The 19,026-nt window shown below is 56.9% G+C and carries 16 protein-coding genes; 4 read left to right on the plus strand and 12 right to left on the minus strand.

Annotated elements, in window-relative coordinates:
- Positions 1–20: 20 nt before the first annotated feature.
- Complete coding sequence (locus LGH74_RS04510) at positions 21–173, minus strand: hypothetical protein (RefSeq protein ID WP_226172604.1); 153 nt, start codon at positions 171–173, stop codon at positions 21–23.
- A gap of 372 nt (positions 174–545) precedes the next feature.
- Here LGH74_RS04510 and LGH74_RS04515 point away from each other — a divergent pair, with 372 nt between their 5' ends.
- Positions 546–2,087: a hypothetical protein gene (locus LGH74_RS04515; protein ID WP_226172606.1), complete on the plus strand. Its 1,542-nt coding sequence runs from the start codon at positions 546–548 to the stop codon at positions 2,085–2,087.
- Between the two features lie 11 nt (positions 2,088–2,098).
- Here the strand turns inward: LGH74_RS04515 and LGH74_RS04520 are convergent, their stop codons facing one another.
- The 6 genes from LGH74_RS04520 to LGH74_RS04545 all read right to left on the minus strand — a co-directional run bounded on the left by LGH74_RS04520 (position 2,099) and on the right by LGH74_RS04545 (position 8,138).
- Entirely contained in the window at positions 2,099–2,596 is a 498-nt protein-coding gene (locus LGH74_RS04520; protein ID WP_226172609.1) for a hypothetical protein, read from the minus strand.
- 337 nt (positions 2,597–2,933) lie between these two features.
- Positions 2,934–3,665 carry a LytR/AlgR family response regulator transcription factor gene (locus LGH74_RS04525; RefSeq protein WP_226172612.1) on the minus strand — a complete coding sequence of 244 codons (732 nt, stop codon included), beginning with the start codon at positions 3,663–3,665 and terminating at the stop codon, positions 2,934–2,936.
- A 55-nt stretch (positions 3,666–3,720) separates the two neighbouring features.
- Entirely contained in the window at positions 3,721–4,533 is an 813-nt protein-coding gene (locus LGH74_RS04530; RefSeq protein ID WP_226172614.1) for a response regulator, read from the minus strand.
- A gap of 33 nt (positions 4,534–4,566) precedes the next feature.
- Positions 4,567–6,603, minus strand: a complete 2,037-nt coding sequence (locus tag LGH74_RS04535; RefSeq protein WP_226172616.1) for an OmpA family protein — start codon at positions 6,601–6,603, stop codon at positions 4,567–4,569.
- Between the two features lie 54 nt (positions 6,604–6,657).
- Positions 6,658–7,725, minus strand: a complete 1,068-nt coding sequence (locus LGH74_RS04540; RefSeq protein WP_226172618.1) for a tetratricopeptide repeat protein — start codon at positions 7,723–7,725, stop codon at positions 6,658–6,660.
- Positions 7,726–7,838: 113 nt separating this feature from the next.
- Positions 7,839–8,138 (minus strand): hypothetical protein, encoded by a 300-nt coding sequence (locus LGH74_RS04545; protein ID WP_226172620.1) that lies wholly within the window; start codon positions 8,136–8,138, stop codon positions 7,839–7,841.
- Positions 8,139–8,308: 170 nt separating this feature from the next.
- Here LGH74_RS04545 and LGH74_RS04550 point away from each other — a divergent pair, with 170 nt between their 5' ends.
- Entirely contained in the window at positions 8,309–8,731 is a 423-nt protein-coding gene (locus LGH74_RS04550; RefSeq protein ID WP_226172622.1) for a BrxA/BrxB family bacilliredoxin, read from the plus strand.
- Positions 8,732–8,895: 164 nt separating this feature from the next.
- Here LGH74_RS04550 and LGH74_RS04555 read toward each other — a convergent pair whose 3' ends face one another.
- Both LGH74_RS04555 and recQ read right to left on the minus strand, forming a co-directional pair.
- Entirely contained in the window at positions 8,896–10,989 is a 2,094-nt protein-coding gene (locus tag LGH74_RS04555) for a M3 family metallopeptidase (protein WP_226172624.1), read from the minus strand.
- 376 nt (positions 10,990–11,365) lie between these two features.
- Positions 11,366–13,561 (minus strand): DNA helicase RecQ, encoded by a 2,196-nt coding sequence (gene recQ / locus LGH74_RS04560; protein ID WP_226173740.1) that lies wholly within the window; start codon positions 13,559–13,561, stop codon positions 11,366–11,368.
- Positions 13,562–13,643: 82 nt separating this feature from the next.
- On the opposite strand from recQ, the gene LGH74_RS04565 reads away from it, so the two are divergent.
- Positions 13,644–14,624, plus strand: coding sequence for a KpsF/GutQ family sugar-phosphate isomerase (locus LGH74_RS04565; protein ID WP_262904527.1), 981 nt, complete (start codon positions 13,644–13,646; stop codon positions 14,622–14,624).
- Between the two features lie 82 nt (positions 14,625–14,706).
- The gene (locus LGH74_RS04570; protein WP_226172629.1) at positions 14,707–15,798 is read left to right on the plus strand and encodes a mannose-1-phosphate guanylyltransferase; all 1,092 of its coding nucleotides are present in this window, start codon (positions 14,707–14,709) and stop codon (positions 15,796–15,798) included.
- A gap of 86 nt (positions 15,799–15,884) precedes the next feature.
- Here the strand turns inward: LGH74_RS04570 and LGH74_RS04575 are convergent, their stop codons facing one another.
- The 3 genes from LGH74_RS04575 to LGH74_RS04585 form a co-directional block, all read right to left on the minus strand.
- Positions 15,885–16,559, minus strand: coding sequence for an outer membrane beta-barrel protein (locus LGH74_RS04575; protein WP_226172631.1), 675 nt, complete (start codon positions 16,557–16,559; stop codon positions 15,885–15,887).
- Between the two features lie 194 nt (positions 16,560–16,753).
- Positions 16,754–17,731, minus strand: coding sequence for a 23S rRNA (guanosine(2251)-2'-O)-methyltransferase RlmB (rlmB, locus tag LGH74_RS04580; protein WP_348532983.1), 978 nt, complete (start codon positions 17,729–17,731; stop codon positions 16,754–16,756).
- Complete coding sequence (locus LGH74_RS04585; RefSeq protein WP_226172634.1) at positions 17,692–18,918, minus strand: GWxTD domain-containing protein; 1,227 nt, start codon at positions 18,916–18,918, stop codon at positions 17,692–17,694. Before LGH74_RS04585 ends, rlmB begins: the two co-directional genes overlap by 40 nt.
- Positions 18,919–19,026 lie beyond the last annotated feature (108 nt).

Consider the following 19,026-nt stretch of genomic DNA (forward strand, 5'->3'; position numbering starts at 1 on the left):
GTGCGGAAGGGACTAGAAGCTTAGTCACCGCCCCAGCCACCGCCACCTTGGTCGTTGCCAGTTGGTACTACAACAATAGGATTATTATTTCCAGACGCCTGGGCATCGGTACGCTCAGGAGAAGAAGTAAAGCTGGAGAGCTGAAGCAGGGCAATTGCAATGAGTTCTAACATGGCGCTCTATATGGTTGAGGTGGTTAGGCGTTTGAACATTACAAAGGTGCTCTACATTTAGGCCGTCGTAAAGGAAAGAACTAGCGTAAAAGTGACTTGAATTATTCCGTAGATAACTATGACTTGTGCACTGTGATATTTGAATTATGTCAACAGTATAAGTAATTACACCTTAGGGTGTAAGCGCTAGACTTTGGCAATATATTGCAATTGTGACTTTTTGCTTTTTTAATGGACGAAATTACTCAACTACAAAGGTGCAGAGGGATATCGAAAATTATAAAGGAAGTATTTCAATTGTTTGTGACAGTAATTATTTTGCTTTTTCCATCTTGCAATAGTCTATAGAAGAACTAAAACGCTGTTTAGAGTATGGAAAAGCTGAGTAATCTAGCAAAGATTGTGACAGATCGTCGCATGAAAGAATCACCGTTATTTGATTTTTCCGCTAAGAAATCCTCCAACAAAGATCTTAAGCTAATCAGGCTTTTGGAGGAAGAGCCCGATAGTACGCAACTGCAACTTACGAAGGCCCTATATGGTAGGGCTTCGACCGCCAACAATACCTCTTTCCGTAAGCTAAAGTCCCGGGTACAGCAGAAGCTCCTGAACCATCTTTATTTTTTGGAGCAATCCGACCCTCGCCATTTGGTATCGAGAAGATACGAGTTGCAATGCATCGGGTTATATCATCAGGTAACAATCCTATACAGAGAAGGCGAGTATATGCTGGCGGAGCAACTGTTGCGCAAGTGTTTGCGGCAGGCTCTGGAAGGTGAATTTACCGAGTATGCTGTACTGGCGACCCGCTTGCTAAGCAAATTGTATGTAGATCTTCGGCAGCCGGCACGCTACCGGGCGGCTAGTAAGCAACTCAACCAGCTGCAGCAGTTAATGGCGCTGGAAGATGAAGCAGGCCAGATCTACCTAAGTAGTAAAATGGCGCAGGCGCACACGGTACGGTCGCGCCGGGCACTGCTAAACGAGCTACCGGGCTATCTGGCTCAGCTGCAAAAGCTGCACGACAAAGCGAAAAGCTACACTACGTTCAACTATCTGTATCTGATCCAGCTGACTTTACTGGAGTTTACGGGTAATTACGAGGAGATAATCAAAATAACCACGGCTACCGAGAAGCTGTGGGCTAAGGGCAAGATCAACCGGCGACGATTTGACAGCCGGTTCAATAACTACATGACGGCTTATGCTTATTTGCACAACAAGCAGGCAGACAGGGGGTTGGTTTTGTCAGAAGATTATCTTAAGGATTTCCACCCGTCTTCTGGCAACTGGTTCTTCTTCATGGAGAACTATGTGCTGCTGGCCCTGCATGCCGGACAATACAGCCAGGCGCAGCAGTTGCTGGAAATGGCTCATAAAAACCCCTATTTCCGCAAGCAACGTGCTGCGCCGCGGCAGCGCTGGGACTTGTACAAAGCCTATATCTACTTCTTACAGCCTGAAAATTCGCCCCTGACACTGCGACACTTCAATCAGTTCTTGCAGACCGTGCCCGACTATAGCCGCGACAAGCAGGGCTATAACGTGGCTATTCTGATTTTGCAGTATCTCAACTTCCTGCGGCGCCAGGATGTTGAGAACTTGCTGGCCCGTCTGGAAAGTCTACGCAAGTACGAACAGCGCCACTTGCGGGAATCGGCGACGTTGCGCAGCCAGCTGTTTTTTCGGCTACTGGTACTTACCGTTAAAGAAAATTTTGATCCTGAAGCTTGCCAGAAAAAGGGACAACCGCTGCTCAACCGTCTGCACGAAGCCCCACAGCCTGGGGAAGCCTATGCCGAAATTGAAATCATCCCCTACGAAGCCTTGTGGGGAATAACGCTGGACATTCTGCGAGCTAACCTAGCGGAAAATAAAACCGCCGAACAGGCGCAACGGGCCCGGGTAGCCTAACCCTTACGCCACTATGGGCGGCTACGGACCGTGGTGCTGGCATGGACCCCTGCGCTGGCCTTTTTGGCCGGAGCTACGAGTGTTTTCTTGGTAACCGGTTGGGTTACTGCTTTCGGGGCAGGTGCTGTGGTAGGTAGAACCGGCGCTGATACTGCTGCAACTGTGGCAGCAGCCGCTACAGGAGTGCTGACGGCAACGTAGCGCTGATATTGCGCATCGGTCAATACTCCTTTCAGCTTGTCTGCATACTCTTTCGTAACAACAGCCATTTTGCTTTGCAGCAAGGCCGGATCAATGCTATACATCTGCTTCAGGTCATTCTCCTGCACCAGTCGGTCATACGTAAGCCGCTTTACTTGGAACATACGGGAATCATCCAGGGAAATTTGCTGGGCCAGTTTGCGGGTGTCTTCGGTAGCTTGGGCACGCAGATCAGGTGTCTGCTGAGCTTTGGCTACTAGGCTGTGCATAGAGGCGGCAACAAGAAGGAAGAAGCAATATTTCTTCATGGTAGGCGGAAGCGAAGGTGACTATGCGAGTAAGTATGGCACAAATAAACAAAACAATATTGATATAATGCAGTAAGGTGAAAAATATATTGGAATATGGTAAGAAATAATATTTCAACTCGTGTGTAGCACAAAAAAGTCTTATCCAATGCTTACGTTTTATGCCAGCATCAAAATGACTGCTAGTCGTAAGAGTCTTTCGCACAGCAGAAATGCCTATCAAACAACAGGCTATGCCAATAATGTAGCATAGCCTGTTGGTAGGGGCGGTATAAGGCGAGGTGCTATTTCATAGCATCATTACTAGAAAGCAGGATTCAACCGGGCTGTTGCGTGATTAGAACTTATTCAGCCGCTGCAATACGTCCCGTACGTACGTCTGCCCGATGGGAATTTGCTTGTTTTCAATCGTAATGGTGTTATCCTCAATTGCTTGCACTCTTTTGAGGTTCACGATAAACGAGCGGTGGGCTCGCACGAATACCGAAGAGGGAAATTTCTCTTCCACGGCTTTCATGGTGCTGTACACGATGAGCTTACTGTGCGGCATTACGATGTGAACATAGTCGCCGAGGGCCTCTACGTAGCATACGTCGTTGAAAAGGACTTTCACCAGCTTGGTATCGACCTTCACGAAAGTAAAATCCGGGTCAGTGCTGGTGGGGGCCAAAATGGTAGCTGTGGAAGCCGCAGCAGTTTCGGACAGCTCCAGGGCTTTTTGGGCCGCCTTCAGAAAGCGGGCGTAGCTGATGGGCTTTACTAGATAGTCGACCACATCGTGCTCGAAGGCCTCGACAGCGTAGTGCTTGCTGCTGGTAATGAGAATAACCAGGGGCGGATTCTGGAGCGTGCTTAGCAGGTCGAGGCCCGACATCAGGGGCATTTCAACGTCGAGGAAAAGCAGATCGACGGGCTGGGTACGGAGCACTTCGGCCGCGGCCATGGCACTGTCGTAGCTCCCGACAGCGGTTAGGAAAGGCGTATTGTTGATGCAGTTGATAACGATCTGGACGGATAGCGGATCATCGTCGACGACAAGGCAACGCAGCGTGGAAAGAGGTGTTGGCATAAGGCCAAAGGTATAAGAAGACGTGACAAGTAAAATATTAACCGCCGGAAGGTGGTTATTCCGCCGCAGAATTGCGCATCCGATGCTCCAGATGCGGATACAAAGCAGTCAGCTGACGCCCGATGATTTCGACCAGATACCGCGAATTAGCCGCGTTGAGGGACGTTGCCGGCCTTTCCAACTTTTCCAGATGCTGCTGGATGACGGGCACGCCAAAATATACGACCTGCCCCTTAAGCTTATGCGCCAGCCGGGCCTGAGCCGGCAAATCGGGTGCCGTGGAGGCCGCCAAGAGCTGCTGGTAGAGCACGGGCGTTTGCTGCAGAAAAGTGCTGATGATCTGGGCAATGAACGACTCACTGCCCGCCGCCAACTCTTCCAGCAAATCCCAATTGGGAAAAATAGCCCGGTTTTGCTCACTAATGAAATCGGACGCCGTAGTAGTAGCGGCCGGAGCGGGCGGGCCGGGGCTGGTGAAGCGTAGCAGGCTGGCGTGCAGCAGCACTGGGTCGAAGGGCTTGGGCAGCGTAGCATTCATGCCTGCCTCCAGGGCCCGGGCCTGATCCTGAGCCGAAGCCGAAGCAGTAAGCCCGATTATGGGCAGCTGCCGCAGCCGCGCGTGGCCCCGCAGCTGGCGGGTAGCTTCATATCCGTCCATTTCCGGCATCTGAATATCCATCAAGATGGCGTCGAAAGGCTGGGCGGTAGCTATGCTCACGGCTTGGCGGCCATTGTCGGCCAGAGTAGTTTCCACGTTCCAGTCTTCCAGCGCCCGGCATACCACCAGCTGGTTCAGCTCATTATCATCAACGACCAGCACTCGCAGGGCAGGCTCGAAAGAGGGCAGCTGGATGTAGGAAGTAGGCATGAGAAGATGCTGAAAAACAACCCGGATTACGCTTTACTTACCAATTACCTTAAACTCTGTCCGGCGGTTGAGCTGGCGGCCACCTTTGGTATTGTTGGTGGCCACAGGCTGCGTGTCGCCGTAGCCGGCAAAGGTGAGGCGGCCTTTGTCGACGCCTTTAGCTACCAGATAGTCTACTACGGCTTTGGCCCGGCGCTGGCTCAGGTCCTTGTTGTATTCGGCTTTGCCCACGTTGTCGGTGTGGCCCGATATTTCCAGCCGTAGGGCTGGAGTTTCCACCATCAGTTTTTGCAGGCGCTCCAACTCGGCGGTGCTTTCCTTGCGCAGCGTGGCTTTGTCGAAGTCGAAGAAAATGTTGTTGAGCACCACTTTCACGCCCACGTCCAGCTTCTTGAGGGCAATGTCTTTCACGACTTCCGAGTACGCCGCGCCGGCCGGCAAATCGAAGTTTTCGGAGTGAAACAGGTAGCCTTCCTGCCGAACCACAATGCCGTAGTTGACGCCCGAGGGCAACGATACCAGGTAGCGGCCCGACTGTGCGTTGGCCCGGAAGGAGGCAATCAGCTCGTTGCGCGAGTTGTCGACTACATCGATGGTAGCTTCCAGGGGCTGCTTGGAGGCTGCATCCGTCACCACGCCTTTGAGAATGGTAACTTGAGCCGTAGCAATGGGCACTGGTGGAGCCAACGATGCTTCTTTCACTGGCTGAGCACGGGAGGCCAGCAACTGGTCTTCCTGCGACAGAACCGGCGGCTTTTCGGCGCCTAAAAACGTAATCTGGTAGATGTCCTTGGAGCCCAGGCCATCGTCGCGGAATGAGGAATAGTAGCCGTGGCGGCCCGAAGCTGAAATCACGAAGAACACGTCGTCGTCGGGGGTATTAATAGGCCAGCCCAGGTTTTCGGGCTCACTCCACTTGCCGTTTTCGAACACCGACTTGAAGATGTCATAGCCGCCCATCGAGTTGTGGCCCTCGGAGCTGAAATACATAGTCTTGCCATCGGGGTGCAGAAATACGCCTTCCTCGCCGTAGGGAGTGTTGATGGTGGAACCCAGATTGATGGCGGGGCCCCGGCCATCGATTTCCACCTTATATATATCCCGGTTGCCGATGCCGCCGGGTTTGTCGCTCACAAAATACAGGCTGCGGCCGTCGGGCGTGTAAGCCGCCGACGACTCGTGGGCCCGGCTGTTGATGCGCGGGCCCATTTTCTCGGGCTTGCGCCAGGCGGCCCCGCGCAGCTCGGCTTCCTGCAGGTCGCCGCCGTTGTCTTCCACATACACCAGCATCCGCTGCCCGTCGGGGGCCAGGCCCACGGTAGCATCGTGGCCTTCATTGTTGACGGGCTTGCCCAGGTTGCGGGCCGCCGACCAGCCCGAGGCGGTGCGGGTGCTTTGGTAGATGTCTTCGAAGAAGCCGCCGGTTTCGGGGTCCCGCTCCTTACCGGTCGAGTTGTCGCGGCGGGAGGTGAAGAGAATTACCGATTCGTCGGCGGAAATAACGGCGCCGTAGTCGGCGTAGGGCGAGTTGATGGCCGCGCCAATGTTGTCGATAAATACTCGAGAAGGATTTTTCTCCAGCTTCTGCCCGTTTTCACACTCCTTTATCTTCTTGCTGATTGAGGCCAGCAGCGCCGCCGAGTTTTTGCCGGCTACGGCCGGCTGGGCGGCTTTGTACTCAGCAATAGCCTCGGTCCACTTGGCATTCAGGTGCAAGCCCTGACCCAGCAGGTAGTGGATGCGCGGGTCAATATCGGAGTTGAGCTGATAGGCTTTCTGCAGGTAGGGCAAAGCGCGCGGCTTATAGCCCGAGTGCAGGTAACAGTCGCCGATGCGCAGGTTGAGGCGGGCGTTGTTGGGGTTGAACTTCTGGGCTTCCAGGTAGTGGGGCAGGGCCTGCTCATAGCGCGGCGGGTCCATGTCGTACCACTCGTCGCCGGTCTTTACTTCCCGTTGGGCCTCTTTCAGGCCGTCCTTGTTGGACTTGAAATTGTCTTTGTCGAACTCCACGTTCTGGGCCACGGCTACGTGAGCCAGCAAAACCAGGGCGACCAGTAAGAATTTAGGCATGAGGGCAGCTTTCGGGCGGAAAAAACAGCGGGGGATAAGAAGCATACAGGAGCCTTACTCGGCGGCACCGCAGCCGGAGTTGGCGGCGTAGCTGGAACCAGTTTCCAGGCCAAGCTCGGCGGCTTTCTGCCAGTCCTGGCAGGCGCCGGGGGCGTCGCGCAGCATTTCGCGGGCGTGGCCCCGGTTCATGTAGGCTTCGGCGTACTGGGCATTAAGGGCAATAGCCTTGGCCGCGTCGGCGGCGGCTTTCTTGTAGTCTTCGAGCTTGAGGTAGGCAGCGGCGCGGTTGTTCCAGGCGAAGGCGTAGCTGCCGTCCAGCTCAATGGCCTTGCTGAAATCTTCCACGGCCCCCTTGTAGTCACCGGCGTCGTAGCGGGTGCTGCCGCGGTTGGTAAAGGCGGTGGGGCTGTCCTGCTTTTTGCTCAAATACGCATTGTAGTCGGCCAGGGCACCTTTCAGGTCGTTGGCGCGGCGCTTGGCGGCCGCCCGGTTGAGCAATGCCGGCAGGAAATCGGGTTGCAGGCTAAGGGCTTTGGTGTAGTCCTGAATGGCCGCGTCGAAGTTGCCGAGCTTGCGCTGGGTACTGGCCCGGTCGTGGTAGGCGTAGGCGTAGTTGGGGTCGACTTTGATGGCCTGATCGAAGTCGGATTTGGCGGCCGCGAAGTCGCCTTTCTCGAAGCGCAGGGCCCCGCGGTAGTACCAGGCCGGCGCGTAGTCGGGCTTGATTTCGGTGGTTTTGCCGTAGTCCAGGTCGGCTTCGGCGGGCTTGCCGAGGGCTTCCTGGGCCTGAGCCCGCCCGAAGTAGTTGCCGAACCCCGTGGCTTCGAGCTTGATGGCCTGGTCGTAGTCCTGCACGGCCAGCTGATATTCCTTCAACTCGTAGCGGGTGGTAGCGCGGTTGTAGAAGGCTTTGGCAAAGTCGGGCCGCAGCGTCAGGGCCTTGTCGAAGTCCTGAATGGCGGCCCGGTAGCTTTTGCTGTTGTACTTGGCCACGCCGCTGTTGTAGAGCTTTTCGGCCTGCTGGGCCGGGGGCAGGGTGGAGGCGCGCACGGTATCTACCTGGGCCTGGGCCGCCGCAGCCGACAAACACAATCCAAAGGCGAGGAGTAAGACTTTCTGCATGCTGGTAGTTATTGGACCTGACAGGTTAAATGTACTTTTATTTGTCATAACGTGGCAACAACCTCTTTTCTTTCTTTTGAAATAGCATTTTGGCGTTACAGTTGAGTAGCTTGTCACCGGCTGATGTCGGGCTGAGCCCGCACCAGTTGCTCCCATTCCTGGGCCAAAGAGCCGGTAAAAACGCTACGACCCGCCCGGCGGTACCAGTAAGCCGCATTGGCCGCGTCGCCCTCTTGGCGGTGCAGGTAGGCGTGCAGCCAGTTGTGGCGCTGGTCCTGGTCGGTGTGCTGGGCTAGAGTATGGGCCGGCTCCCACTGCTGGCGGCCGGCATACCACAGCCCCTGCAGCACCAGCGAAATACCGGGCGGCGGCTCGGGCGCGGCCAGGCTGGCTACAAACGATTCGTATGTCATACGGGCAAATATATTGAACAGGAAATACCGCCGGCGTTGTTACGGGGCTAACCATTCGGCGGGTCGGTGGTTTATGCAGGCACGGCCGCCGGAGTTTGCGTATTTTTGCGGCGCCCCCGGGCCTGTTCTTCTGATTTCTCACATTCTCACTTTTAGCCCATTTTTCAACAATGGCATCGTATCCTGAATACATGGTAGCTCCCATCCGGCAAGACCTCACGTCGGCCGGCTTTGAGCAGCTGATGACCCCCGAAGAAGTTGATTCGGTATTGAACGCGCAGAGCGGCACGGTATTGCTGGCCGTCAACTCGGTGTGTGGCTGCGCCGCCGCCAAGGCTCGTCCGGCCCTGAAAATGGCCGTTACCAGCTCCGACAAGAAGCCCGCTAAGCTCGTGACGGTATTTGCCGGCATGGAAACCGAAGCCGTAGCCAAGGCCCGGGAGCATATGTTGCCCTACCCGCCCTCGTCGCCCAGCATTGCCCTGTTTAAAGACGGCGAGCTGGTGCACGTCATCGAGCGGCACCACATCGAAGGCAACGACCTGATGCGCATCGTGGACAACCTGCAGGGCGCTTTCGAAGAGTACTGCTAGGTTTTAGTTGCTGGTTGTTTGTTGTCAGTTGTTAGTTTCTCTACCATTCTGACACGCAACACTACTCATAGAAAAGGCCCGAAGCATCAGCTTCGGGCCTTTTTGTTGGTAGCTGCCAGAATAACCTGACAACGAACAACGAACAACTAGCAACTAACAACTGATCAAAGCCCCAGCGACTTGAAGAAAGCATCCTGGTTGGGCTCCCGGCCCAGGAATTCCTTGACCAGGTTGTATTCCTCGTCGGTGCCGCCGCGGGCCAGTATCATGTCGCGGTAGCGCAGGCCGGTTTTCTGGTCCATGATGCCGTTCTTCTCAAACACGGAGAACATGTCCTCGGCGTATACTTTCGACCACATGTAGCCGTAGTAGCCCGCGCCGTAGCCGGTGAGGTGGCCGAAAGCGGCCTGCATGTTGGTACCATCCACGTAGGCAAAAGGCGTCAGCTGGTTTTGCAGGCGCTTCACCACGTCGGTGGTGGTTTCGGTGCCGTTGGGGTCAAACTTGTCGTGCAGGGTCATGTCGAGCGTGCCGTACAGAATCTGCTGGGAAGCAGCCAGGCCCGAGCCCACGTTGCGGGCGGCCCACATCTTGTCGTAGAGAGCTTTGGGCAATACCTCGCCGGTCTGGTAGTGCTTGGCGAAGGTTTTGAGGGCATCGTAGTTCCAGGCCCAGTTTTCCAGAATCTGGGACGGGGCCTCTACGAAGTCGCGCTTCACGCTGGTGCCGGCCTGACTGCTCAGTTCGGCCGTGGTCAGCAGGTTGTGCATCACGTGGCCAAACTCGTGGAAGAAAGTCACGGCCTGCGAGTGGCTCATCAAAGCGGGCTTGCCGGGCGTGGGCGCGTTGAAATTACAGAGCAGCACGGCCGTCGGAATCTGGTAGCCTTTCGCGGTGGCCTTACCGCTGGTTACGCCGAAGCAGGCGGCGTGGGTGTACTTGTTGTCGCGCGGGAACAGGTCGAGGTAGAAGCGGCCAATGAGCTTCCCGTCGCGCTTCACTTCAAACATGCGGGCATCCTTATGCCACACCGATGGGTCTTTTACCTCGTTGAATTTCAGGGCAAACAGGCTCTGCGTGGTTTGGAACAGGCCGTCTACTACGTGGTTTACCTCGAAATACTCCTTTATCTTCTCGGCATCGAGCTGGTATTTGTCCTTCATCAGCAGGTTGCTGTAGAAAGCCGTTTCCCAGGGGTTGATGACTTTGGCGCCCAGGTCTTTGGTGTAGACGCGCTTCACCACCAGCAATTCCTCCAGGTCCTGCTGGCTTTTTTGCTTCACCCGGTCCACCAGCTTGGTTTCAAAGGCCCATACCGTTTCGGGGTTTTTGGCCATGCGCGAGCTGGTTTGGTAAGCGGCGTAGGTTTTGTAGCCCAGCAGCGTCGCCTTTTTCTGCCGCTCCACCAGCAGCTGCTTCAGCACGTCGAGGTTCTTGTCGGACGCGCGGTTGTTATATAAGATGTAGAGCTGCTTGCGCAGCGCATCCGACTCGGCGTACTTCATGAAGGTGCCGTAGGCGGGGCCGTCAAGCCCGATGCGGTAGGCCTCGCCGGCTTTGGGGCGGCTCTTCACGTAGTCGTCGGGCAGGCCTTTCATGTCGGCGGCATTCACCAGCATAAAGCCCTGGTCTTTGGCAATATTAGCCCCGAAAGCAATGCTCAAATCCCCGATTTTGTCGTTGATGGCCTGCAACTCCTTGCGCTTCTCGGCCGTGAGGGCAAAGCCGTTACGCTCATATTCCTCCACCGTTTCGGTCAGGTATTTCTTGCGGGCCCCGGTTAGGCTCTGGGCTTCCTTGGTTTTGGAGTAGTCCTTCACCGCCTTGTAGAGCTGCTCGTCCAGCTCCAGCTCGTTGCCATACTTGCTGATAACGGCAATGCTTTTCTGGGCCTGGTTGCGGATAGACGAGTCGGGGCTGGCGTTGAACAGAATGCTGATCGGGCCATACACGCTGCCGCCCTGGTCGCCCAGGTTGTCGAGGGCCAGCATGGTGTTGGCAAAGGTGCGCTTGGCGGCCGGCACCTTATAAATGGCCTGCAGCGCCACCTTAGTGTTGGCAATAAAGGCATCGGTGGCTTGCTTCACGTCGGCTTTGGTAGCACGCCGGAAGTCGACTACCTGGTTGAAGCCCGGCGTGAGTGGGTTGGTGGCGGGAGCCGGCTTATCGGCCGCCGTGCTCAGCAGCGCGGCCAGGCTGGCCAACACCGTGAAGCCGAGCTGCTTGGCCGTGGGCGAAGAGAAAGTAGTGAGGTTCATAGGCAGAAAAAGGAGGGAGGTGGATGATGGAAACGCCTTCGAAAAATATAAATACCCGAATCGGCGGCCGAAGCTGCTTGCCGCCCCGCCCGGATGTTGAAAAACGGCCCCCAGAGGCTGGAAACGGCCTTGCCCGGCCGGGGGCCAAGACATAGTTATGTCCGGGGCAAAACATCGGGACGTTTTGTCCGAAATGTCCCGTCGATTTAGGTAAAATATGCCGACAATTTTCCGTCGCTCCGCAAGTATAGGAAGAATACTATTCTGGCTCCAAGCAAAAAGCCACCCCCGGGCAGGAGTGGCTTCGTGGTGCCGACATAAGCAAACAGCGGCGACAATCTGTAAAATCAGTGCGTAATCAGCGTAATCAGTGATTCTAGTTGGCGTATTCGCTCAGGAACTTGATGCGCATCAGGCGCAGGTCTTCCTCGGTGTACTCATCAGCGCCCAGCTCTTTGAGGGCCACGGCAATGTTGTCGGTGCTAGCCTGCAGGAAGTAATCGGTAATTTCCTCCTGCCGGTCGTGGTCCAGCACGCCGTCGATGTAGTAGTCGAGGTTGAGCTTGGTGCCGGAGTAGCAGATGTGCTCAATTTCCTCCATCAACTCGCGCATATCGATGCCTTTGGAAGAAGCAATTTCCTCCAGGTCCATCTTCTTGTCGATCTGCTGAATGATGTAGATCTTGATTTTCGACTTGTTGACGGCCGACTTCACCACCACGTCGGCAGCCGTTACGATGTCGTTGTCCTCGACGTACTTCTGAATCAGAGCCAGAAACGGCTGCCCGAACTTCTGGGCCTTGCCCAGGCCTACCCCGCCCACGTGGGCCAGATCGTCCATCTTCACGGGGAAGGTGGTAGCCATTTCTTTCAGGCTCGGGTCCTGAAACAGCACGTAGGGCGGCAGATTCTTGTCCTTGGCAATCTTCTTGCGCAAGGATTTGAGCATCTCAAACAGCGTGGCATCGTGGCCGGCTGCTTCCTGAACTTCTTCTTTTTCCTGCTCTTCTTTCACCTCTTCCTCGTAGTTGTGGTCCTTGGTGAGTTTGATTGAATAGGGATTCTCGATGAAATCTAAGCCTTTCGGACAAATCTTCACAACGCCGAAGTTCTCAATGTCTTTCTCCAGGAAGCCGTTGAGCAGCGTCTGGCGCAGCACCGAGTACCAAAAGGCGGCGTCGTGGGCTTTGCCCTTGCCGTAGATGGGCAGCGCGTTGTGGCCGTAGCTTTCTACATGGGCATTGTTCATCCCCATGAGCACCGTGCCAATGTGTTCAATGCCGAAGCGCTCCTCGGTCTGTACCACGGCTTTGAGGGCCATCAGTACTTCTTCCTTGGCCTCAAACCGCTCCTTGGGGTGCTTGCAGTTGTCGCAGAAGCCACAGTCTTTCTCGAAATGCTCGCCGAAGTAGTGCAGCAGCTGCTTGCGGCGGCACACGGCCGAATCGGCGTAGTTGGCCATTTCCTGGAGCAGCAGCTTGCTGTTGTCGCGCTCGGTCACGGGCTTGTCCTTGTTGAACTTCTCCAGCTTCACGATGTCGTCGTAGCTATAGAACATCAAGCAGTTGCCTTCCAGACCGTCGCGGCCGCCGCGGCCGGTTTCCTGGTAGTAGCCCTCAATGGACTTGGGCGTGTCGTAATGAATTACGAAGCGCACGTCGGGCTTGTCGATGCCCATACCGAAGGCAATGGTGGCCACAATCACGTCGCAGTCCTCGTTGAGGAAGGCGTCCTGGTTGTTCATGCGCACGTGCGGATCGAGGCCGGCGTGGTAGGGTAGGGCCTTCACGTCGTTCACGCGTAGCAGCTCGGCAATTTCCTCCACCTTCTTGCGGCTCAGGCAATACACGATGCCGGCCTTGTTCTTGTGCTGCTTCACGTACTGAATCAGCTGCTTCTTGGTGTTGTGCTTGGGCCGTACCTCGTAGTAGAGGTTGGTGCGGTTAAACGAGGTCTTGAATACCGAGGCCTCGTCCATCTGCAGGTTCTTCTGGATGTCGAGCTGCACCTTGGGCGTAGCGGTGGCCGTGAGGGCAATGATGGGCACCTGGCCGATATTGTCGATGATGCCCCGGATGCGGCGGTATTCGGGGCGGAAGTCGTGGCCCCACTCCGAAATGCAGTGGGCCTCATCAATAGCCACGAAGCTGATGGTGGCCTTCTGCAGGAATTCGATGGTTTCTTCTTTGGTCAGGCTTTCGGGCGCCACGTAGAGCAGCTTCACCTCGCCGCTAATCACATCTTTCTTGACCCGGTTGATTTCCGATTTCGACAGGGTCGAGTTCAGAAACTGCGCGTTTACGCCGAAGGCGTTGAGCTGGTCCACCTGATTTTTCATCAGGGCAATGAGGGGGGAAATAACGATGGCCGTGCCCGGCAGAATGAGGGCCGGCAGCTGGTAGCACAGCGACTTACCGGCACCGGTAGGCATAATCACGAAGGTGTTGTTGCCCTCGATGACGTTCTGAATAATGGCTTCCTGCGTACCGCGAAACTGACCGTACCCAAAAACTTCCTTTAACTTGCCTTTCAGATCAGCCTCATGCTTGACTGCTTGGTTTACCGCTGGCATCGACATTTCCACTTGCTCTTTTGAGTTGCAGACTTGAGCACCAACACTTCAGTGTTGGCTACTCAATCTAGACAAATTTAGATTGAAACAGCAGAACGACACCAACACAATTGCAAAAAAAGTGCTTCTCGAAGAAGCTGACGCCGTTCGGGGTGTGGCCGATGCCATTGCTCTCACGCCGGATTTTGCACAATGCGTAGCCGCTATACTCTCTTTACAAGGCCGAGTAGTAGTAACGGGCATCGGCAAGAGCGCCCACATTGCCGGTAAGATGGTAGCTACACTCAACTCCACGGGTACACCCGCGCTGTTTATGCACGCCGCCGACGCCATCCACGGAGACCTAGGCATGATTCAGCCCGGCGACTTCGTCATTGCCATCAGCAAGAGCGGCGACACGCCCGAAATAAAAGTGCTGGTGCCCCTGCTCAAGCGCAAAGGCGTGCCGCTGGCGGCGCTGGTCAGCAATGCCGACTCCTACCTGGGCGTGCAGGCCGACTACGTGCTGCACGCCCCCGTAACCCGCGAGGCCTGCCCCCATAACCTGGCGCCTACCACCAGCACCACCGCCGCCCTGGCCCTGGGCGATGCGCTGGCCGTATGCCTGCTGGAAGCGCGCCAGTTCACCACCGCCGACTTTGCCCGCCTGCACCCGGGCGGCACGCTGGGCAAGAAGCTCTACCTGAAAGTGGGCGACCTGAGCCGGCAAAACCAGGTGCCCCAGGTCCTGGAAGACGCGCCGCTCAAAGACATCATCCTGGAAATATCGGGCAAGCGCCTGGGGGCCACGGCCGTGTTGGCCGCCGAAGGTCAGGCGCTACTCGGTATCATCACCGACGGGGATTTGCGCCGGATGCTCACTAACTTCAGCAGCCGCCTGGACGAGGTGCGGGCCCGCGACATCATGACACCGCAGCCCATGACCATTGACCTTGAGGACTTTGCGGTGGAAGCGCTGGTGCGGATGCAGCAGCGTAATATTACCCAGCTTGTGGTGACGGAAAACGACCGTTTCAGCGGCTTCATCCATCTGCACGACTTACTGCGGGAAGGCTTGGTATAGCCAAAATGTTATATTACTTTACGTTTAAATACCGTTTTTGCTTTCTTGGGCCCGGTATCCAACCTCTAATCAGCTCCCTCGGATGAACCCAAATACGTTCCTCGTCGTGATGGCCGGCGGTATCGGCAGCCGCTTCTGGCCTTTTAGTCGCACGCATCTGCCCAAGCAGTTTCACGACGTGATGGGCGTGGGCCGCTCCATGCTGCAGCTTACGGTCGACCGATTCAAGGAAATCTGCCCGCCCGAAAACGTCTTCGTGGTGACCAACCGCGACTACACTGAGCTGGTGCACCAGCACCTGCCCGAGCTGCCTGCCGACCAGATTCTGGGGGAGCCCATCGGCCGCAATACCGCGCCCTGCATTGCCTACGCCAGCTACCGGATTGCCCAGCGCAACCCGAAAGCGACTATCATCGTGACGCCCGCCGACCATGCGGTGCTGCGCGAGGAAGAGTTCCGGACCATCATTCGCAAGGCGGTGGAAGTGGCCGAAAACCACGACGTGCTGCTCACGCTCGGCATTCAGCCCTCCCGCCCTGACACCGGCTACGGCTACATTCAGTACATCGATGAAGACGCCAAAAGCAAGCTGCCCAAAGGCCTCAAGAAGGTGAAAACCTTCACCGAGAAGCCGAATCTGGAGCTGGCCCGCATGTTTGTGGATAGCGGTGACTTTCTATGGAATTCGGGGCTGTTTGTGTGGCGCGCCGACGTGATTATCCACGCCTTCCACCAGTACCTGGGCGATATTGCCGAGGTGTTCGACGAAGGTAAAGCCGAGCTGGGCACGGCGGGCGAAATCGAGTTCATTACCCAGGCCTATACCCGCTGCCGCAACATCAGCATCGACTACGGCGTGATGGAAAAGGCCGACAACGTGTATGTGCTGCCCGCCGATTTCGGCTGGAGCGACCTGGGTACCTGGGACTCGCTGCACCGCATGGGCCACCACGATGCCGACAACAACGTCGTCGACGGCGACGCGCTGCTCTACGACACGCGGGAATGCGTCATCAAAACACCCTCCGAGCGCCTGGTGGTGGTGCAGGGCCTCGACGGCTACATCATTGCCGAGTACGACAACGTGCTGCTCATCTGCAAGCGCACCGAAGAGCAGCGGGTAAAGGAATTCGTGGCCGATGTGCGGTCTAAGAAAGGCAACGGCTACAACTAACTGCCTGGCTGCTGAACAAACCACTAGGGGCCCGCTGCATCGTGCAGCGGGCCCCTAGTGGTTATTATCCTTTCAGATAAACCGCACTAAAAGCTAATAACGGCATTCATGCGCACGGCAGGGGCTTGCAGCTTGGTGCGGGTGTCGTACTGGAAGTGGCTGCCCGAGTTACGGTCGTTGCTGCTGACGTAGTTGGGGGCCCGCAGCACGTCGTAGTACACCTCCGGATTGAGGTAGAAATGCTTCCAAGTGCGAATTTTGAAGCCCAGGCCCGTGCTGTTGCCCACCCCGTCGGAAGTCACGTTTACATCCGTGTTGAGGCAGCCGCAGAAGCCGCCGGTAAAGTTGCCTTCTGACGTAAAGCGGCGGTAGTAAAAGTCGCTGAAAACGTAAAGCCACGGAGCTTTGGCAATGGGCGAATACTGCCCACCGAGCCGCACCCGCAGATCTTTGCCGGTTGTGCTGCCCTGCACGCAATCTGCGCAGGAGCTGGTTGCCGGATCAGCTGTCTTACTGGTTTCGGTGTTGTAGCTGATGCCGGAGCGCAGGCCAAAGCGCCCGAGGTTGTAGCGAACTACGGCCCCGGAAGCCCACTGGGCCTTGTCGTTGAGCTGGTTGTTGGCGTAGTTATAGGTCTGCTTGGCGAAGGGAGAATAGTTTACCACCTCAACCCCAACCTCGAAGCGGTTGGCTGCATCCTGAGCGTGAGCTGCGAAGGCAAAGCCAGTTAGCAAGACGGCAGTGAGCGTAATTTTCAGCATGGAAGTAGGAATAATTGTTGGCAGCAACAAGACGCTGCGCGCCATAACTTAACATTAAGAGCCGCCCTAGCGTCCGGAAGTTGCAAGACGCCGTCGTAAGCCAACTGGTTTTCACCTTAAACTGGCGTGCATAAAAGCTAAGAAGCCTGCAAAACAGGCTGTTTTGCAGGCTTCTTAATACGGTTGGCTACTCGTTACTGGCCGCTTTGCAGGCGCTGGCGCAACACTTCGAACAGCATGATGCCGCTGGCTACCGACACGTTCAGGGAGCCGATTTGGCCAGCCATTGGGATGCGGAGCTTGTAGTCGGCCAGCTTCAGGTACTCGGGCGAAATACCGTCTTCCTCGCTGCCCATCAGTACGGCTACGGGGCCGGTCATGTCCACGGTGCCGGCTTCCAGACTGGCATCCGACTTCTCGGTGCAGGCAATAACCGTAACACCCGACTGCTGCAGAAAGGTGATTGTTTCCTTCAGGTTAGGCTCCCGGCACACCGGAATCAGGTTCAGGGCGCCGGCCGAGGTTTTCAGCGCGTCGCCGTTGATCTGGGCAGCCCCGCGGCTGGGCACCACAATGGCGTGCACGCCCAGACACTCGGCGTTGCGGGCAATGGCCCCGAAGTTGCGCACGTCCGTAATCCGGTCGAGGAGCAGGAGCAGGGGCGTTTTGCCTTCCTCGTACAAGCCGGCCAGAATGCTGTCGAGTGGCTGGTAGTCGATAGGCGACACGAAGGCTACGGCGCCCTGGTGATTTTTGCGGGTTAGGTCGTTGAGCTTCTCAATGGGCACCAGCGACATGGGCACGTTGGCGGCTTTGGCTAGCTCCGTAATTTCCTGGGTAACGCTGTTTTTGGTGCCGCGCAGCAAGTAGATTTTTTCCAGCGTGCGGCCCGCACTCAGCGCTTCCAAAATCGGGCGCAAACCAAACAGCATGTCGATGCTGCGGTCGGCGGCGGGCTTGTGCGGGTAGCGCGGCTTGTAGTCGCCGCCGCCGCGGGAGTCGCTGCGGCCTTCGCCCCGCGAGACGCGGCTGTCCCGGCTGTCGCCCCCGCGTGATTCGCGCCGGTCGTCGTTGCCGCGCTCTTCCCGGCCTACGGGGCGGTTTTCGCTGTTATAAAACGTGCGCCGCTCATTCAGCGGCCGCTCCGGGCGGTCGTCAGTCCTTTTCTCCATTGCTCAACGGCGGCATACCACAGCATCTCATGCTCCGGCCGGCGCACCAATTCATAGTGTTCGGGGGCAAAGGTACTCGGTTTGGGCCGGAACGTATATGTGCCGCTGCTGCCATTCGCGTCGCGGTACACCCAGCGTTCCTCCGCGGCCGTCCGATACACCACGTCGGGGGCTCCCAGGGCAATGTAGAGCATGCCCCGGTCGGTCATCCAACCGGCTTTGTGGGCGGTAAATAATTGGTTGGCAGCCGCTACCCGGCCGTAGTAGGTGCGAATCAGCTGCCGGGCCACAGTCTGGTTGCCGCCGGCCACCTTCAGCCAGAATTGGTCGACGGCCCGCTTGGGGTCGGGCGCGTCGGTGAGGCTCTTGCGCTCGGCAGAAGTTGTGAGGTAGATAAGTGGCTGAATCAGCTCATCGGCCGTGTTCAGTTCCGGAAAGTCTGCATCTGTCACGAGTAGGCCCAGCGGCGTGGTATTGCCACCCACCCGTAGCGCATACAGGCCCGGTTGGCGCAGCTGCAGCAGCTGCCCGGCCCGGAAAAACAGGGAGTCGCGAGCGGGCAGCTTGCGGGGCTGGGGCTGGGCGGCCGGGTTGGCCATGGGCGGCAAAGCGGCCGTAAAGCTGGTGTCGTAGCGCTTGGCTACCAGCGGCAGCTCGGGGCCGTAGCTGTCGACCTGGAAGGCCTCGCCCGGCTGCACGTAGCGCCGCAACATTGGGTCACCTATGGAGTCGGTGAGCAGAAAGGTGCGGCCCAGGCGCTCTTTGGTAATAGGCAGCCAAACTCCGTCACTGGCATCCGACTCATCGTCCGGGGCGCAGGCCACGCTCAGAATCTGGCCCAGCTGCAGCACCCGGGCCGCCACGCAGAAATCCACCCAGGCCGCCGACTTCACGAGCCGGATGCGGCGGCTGAGTTGCGGTACCACGCCTTGCCACACCGGACGCTTGGCATCGTAATTGGCCCACACGGCAATGCGTAGCGGGTTGCCGCGCTGTAGCACGCTGCCGTCGGGAAAGCGCAGGTAGATGCGCAGACTGTCGCCCTCACGGCGGCTTTCAGCCAGGATGCGACGCTGCGGCTGGTATTGCCCGGCAAAGTCACGCCGGGGGTCGGCGGCGGCCAGGTGGGTTCCGAAGCTTAGTAGAAGTAACAGTCCAAGCGTACAGCAGCGAAGGAAAATGGGCATTAGGAGCAGGAATTAAGCGGAACATAACGGAGCGGAAACAAGGTGCTACGCGCAAAATCCGCACCGTGAAAATGAACGGTAGTAGTACGGCGGCCCGCTGCCCAATAA

This window comes from Hymenobacter lucidus (assembly GCF_020447265.1).
In the GTDB taxonomy this organism is placed as follows: Bacteria; Bacteroidota; Bacteroidia; order Cytophagales; family Hymenobacteraceae; genus Hymenobacter; species Hymenobacter lucidus.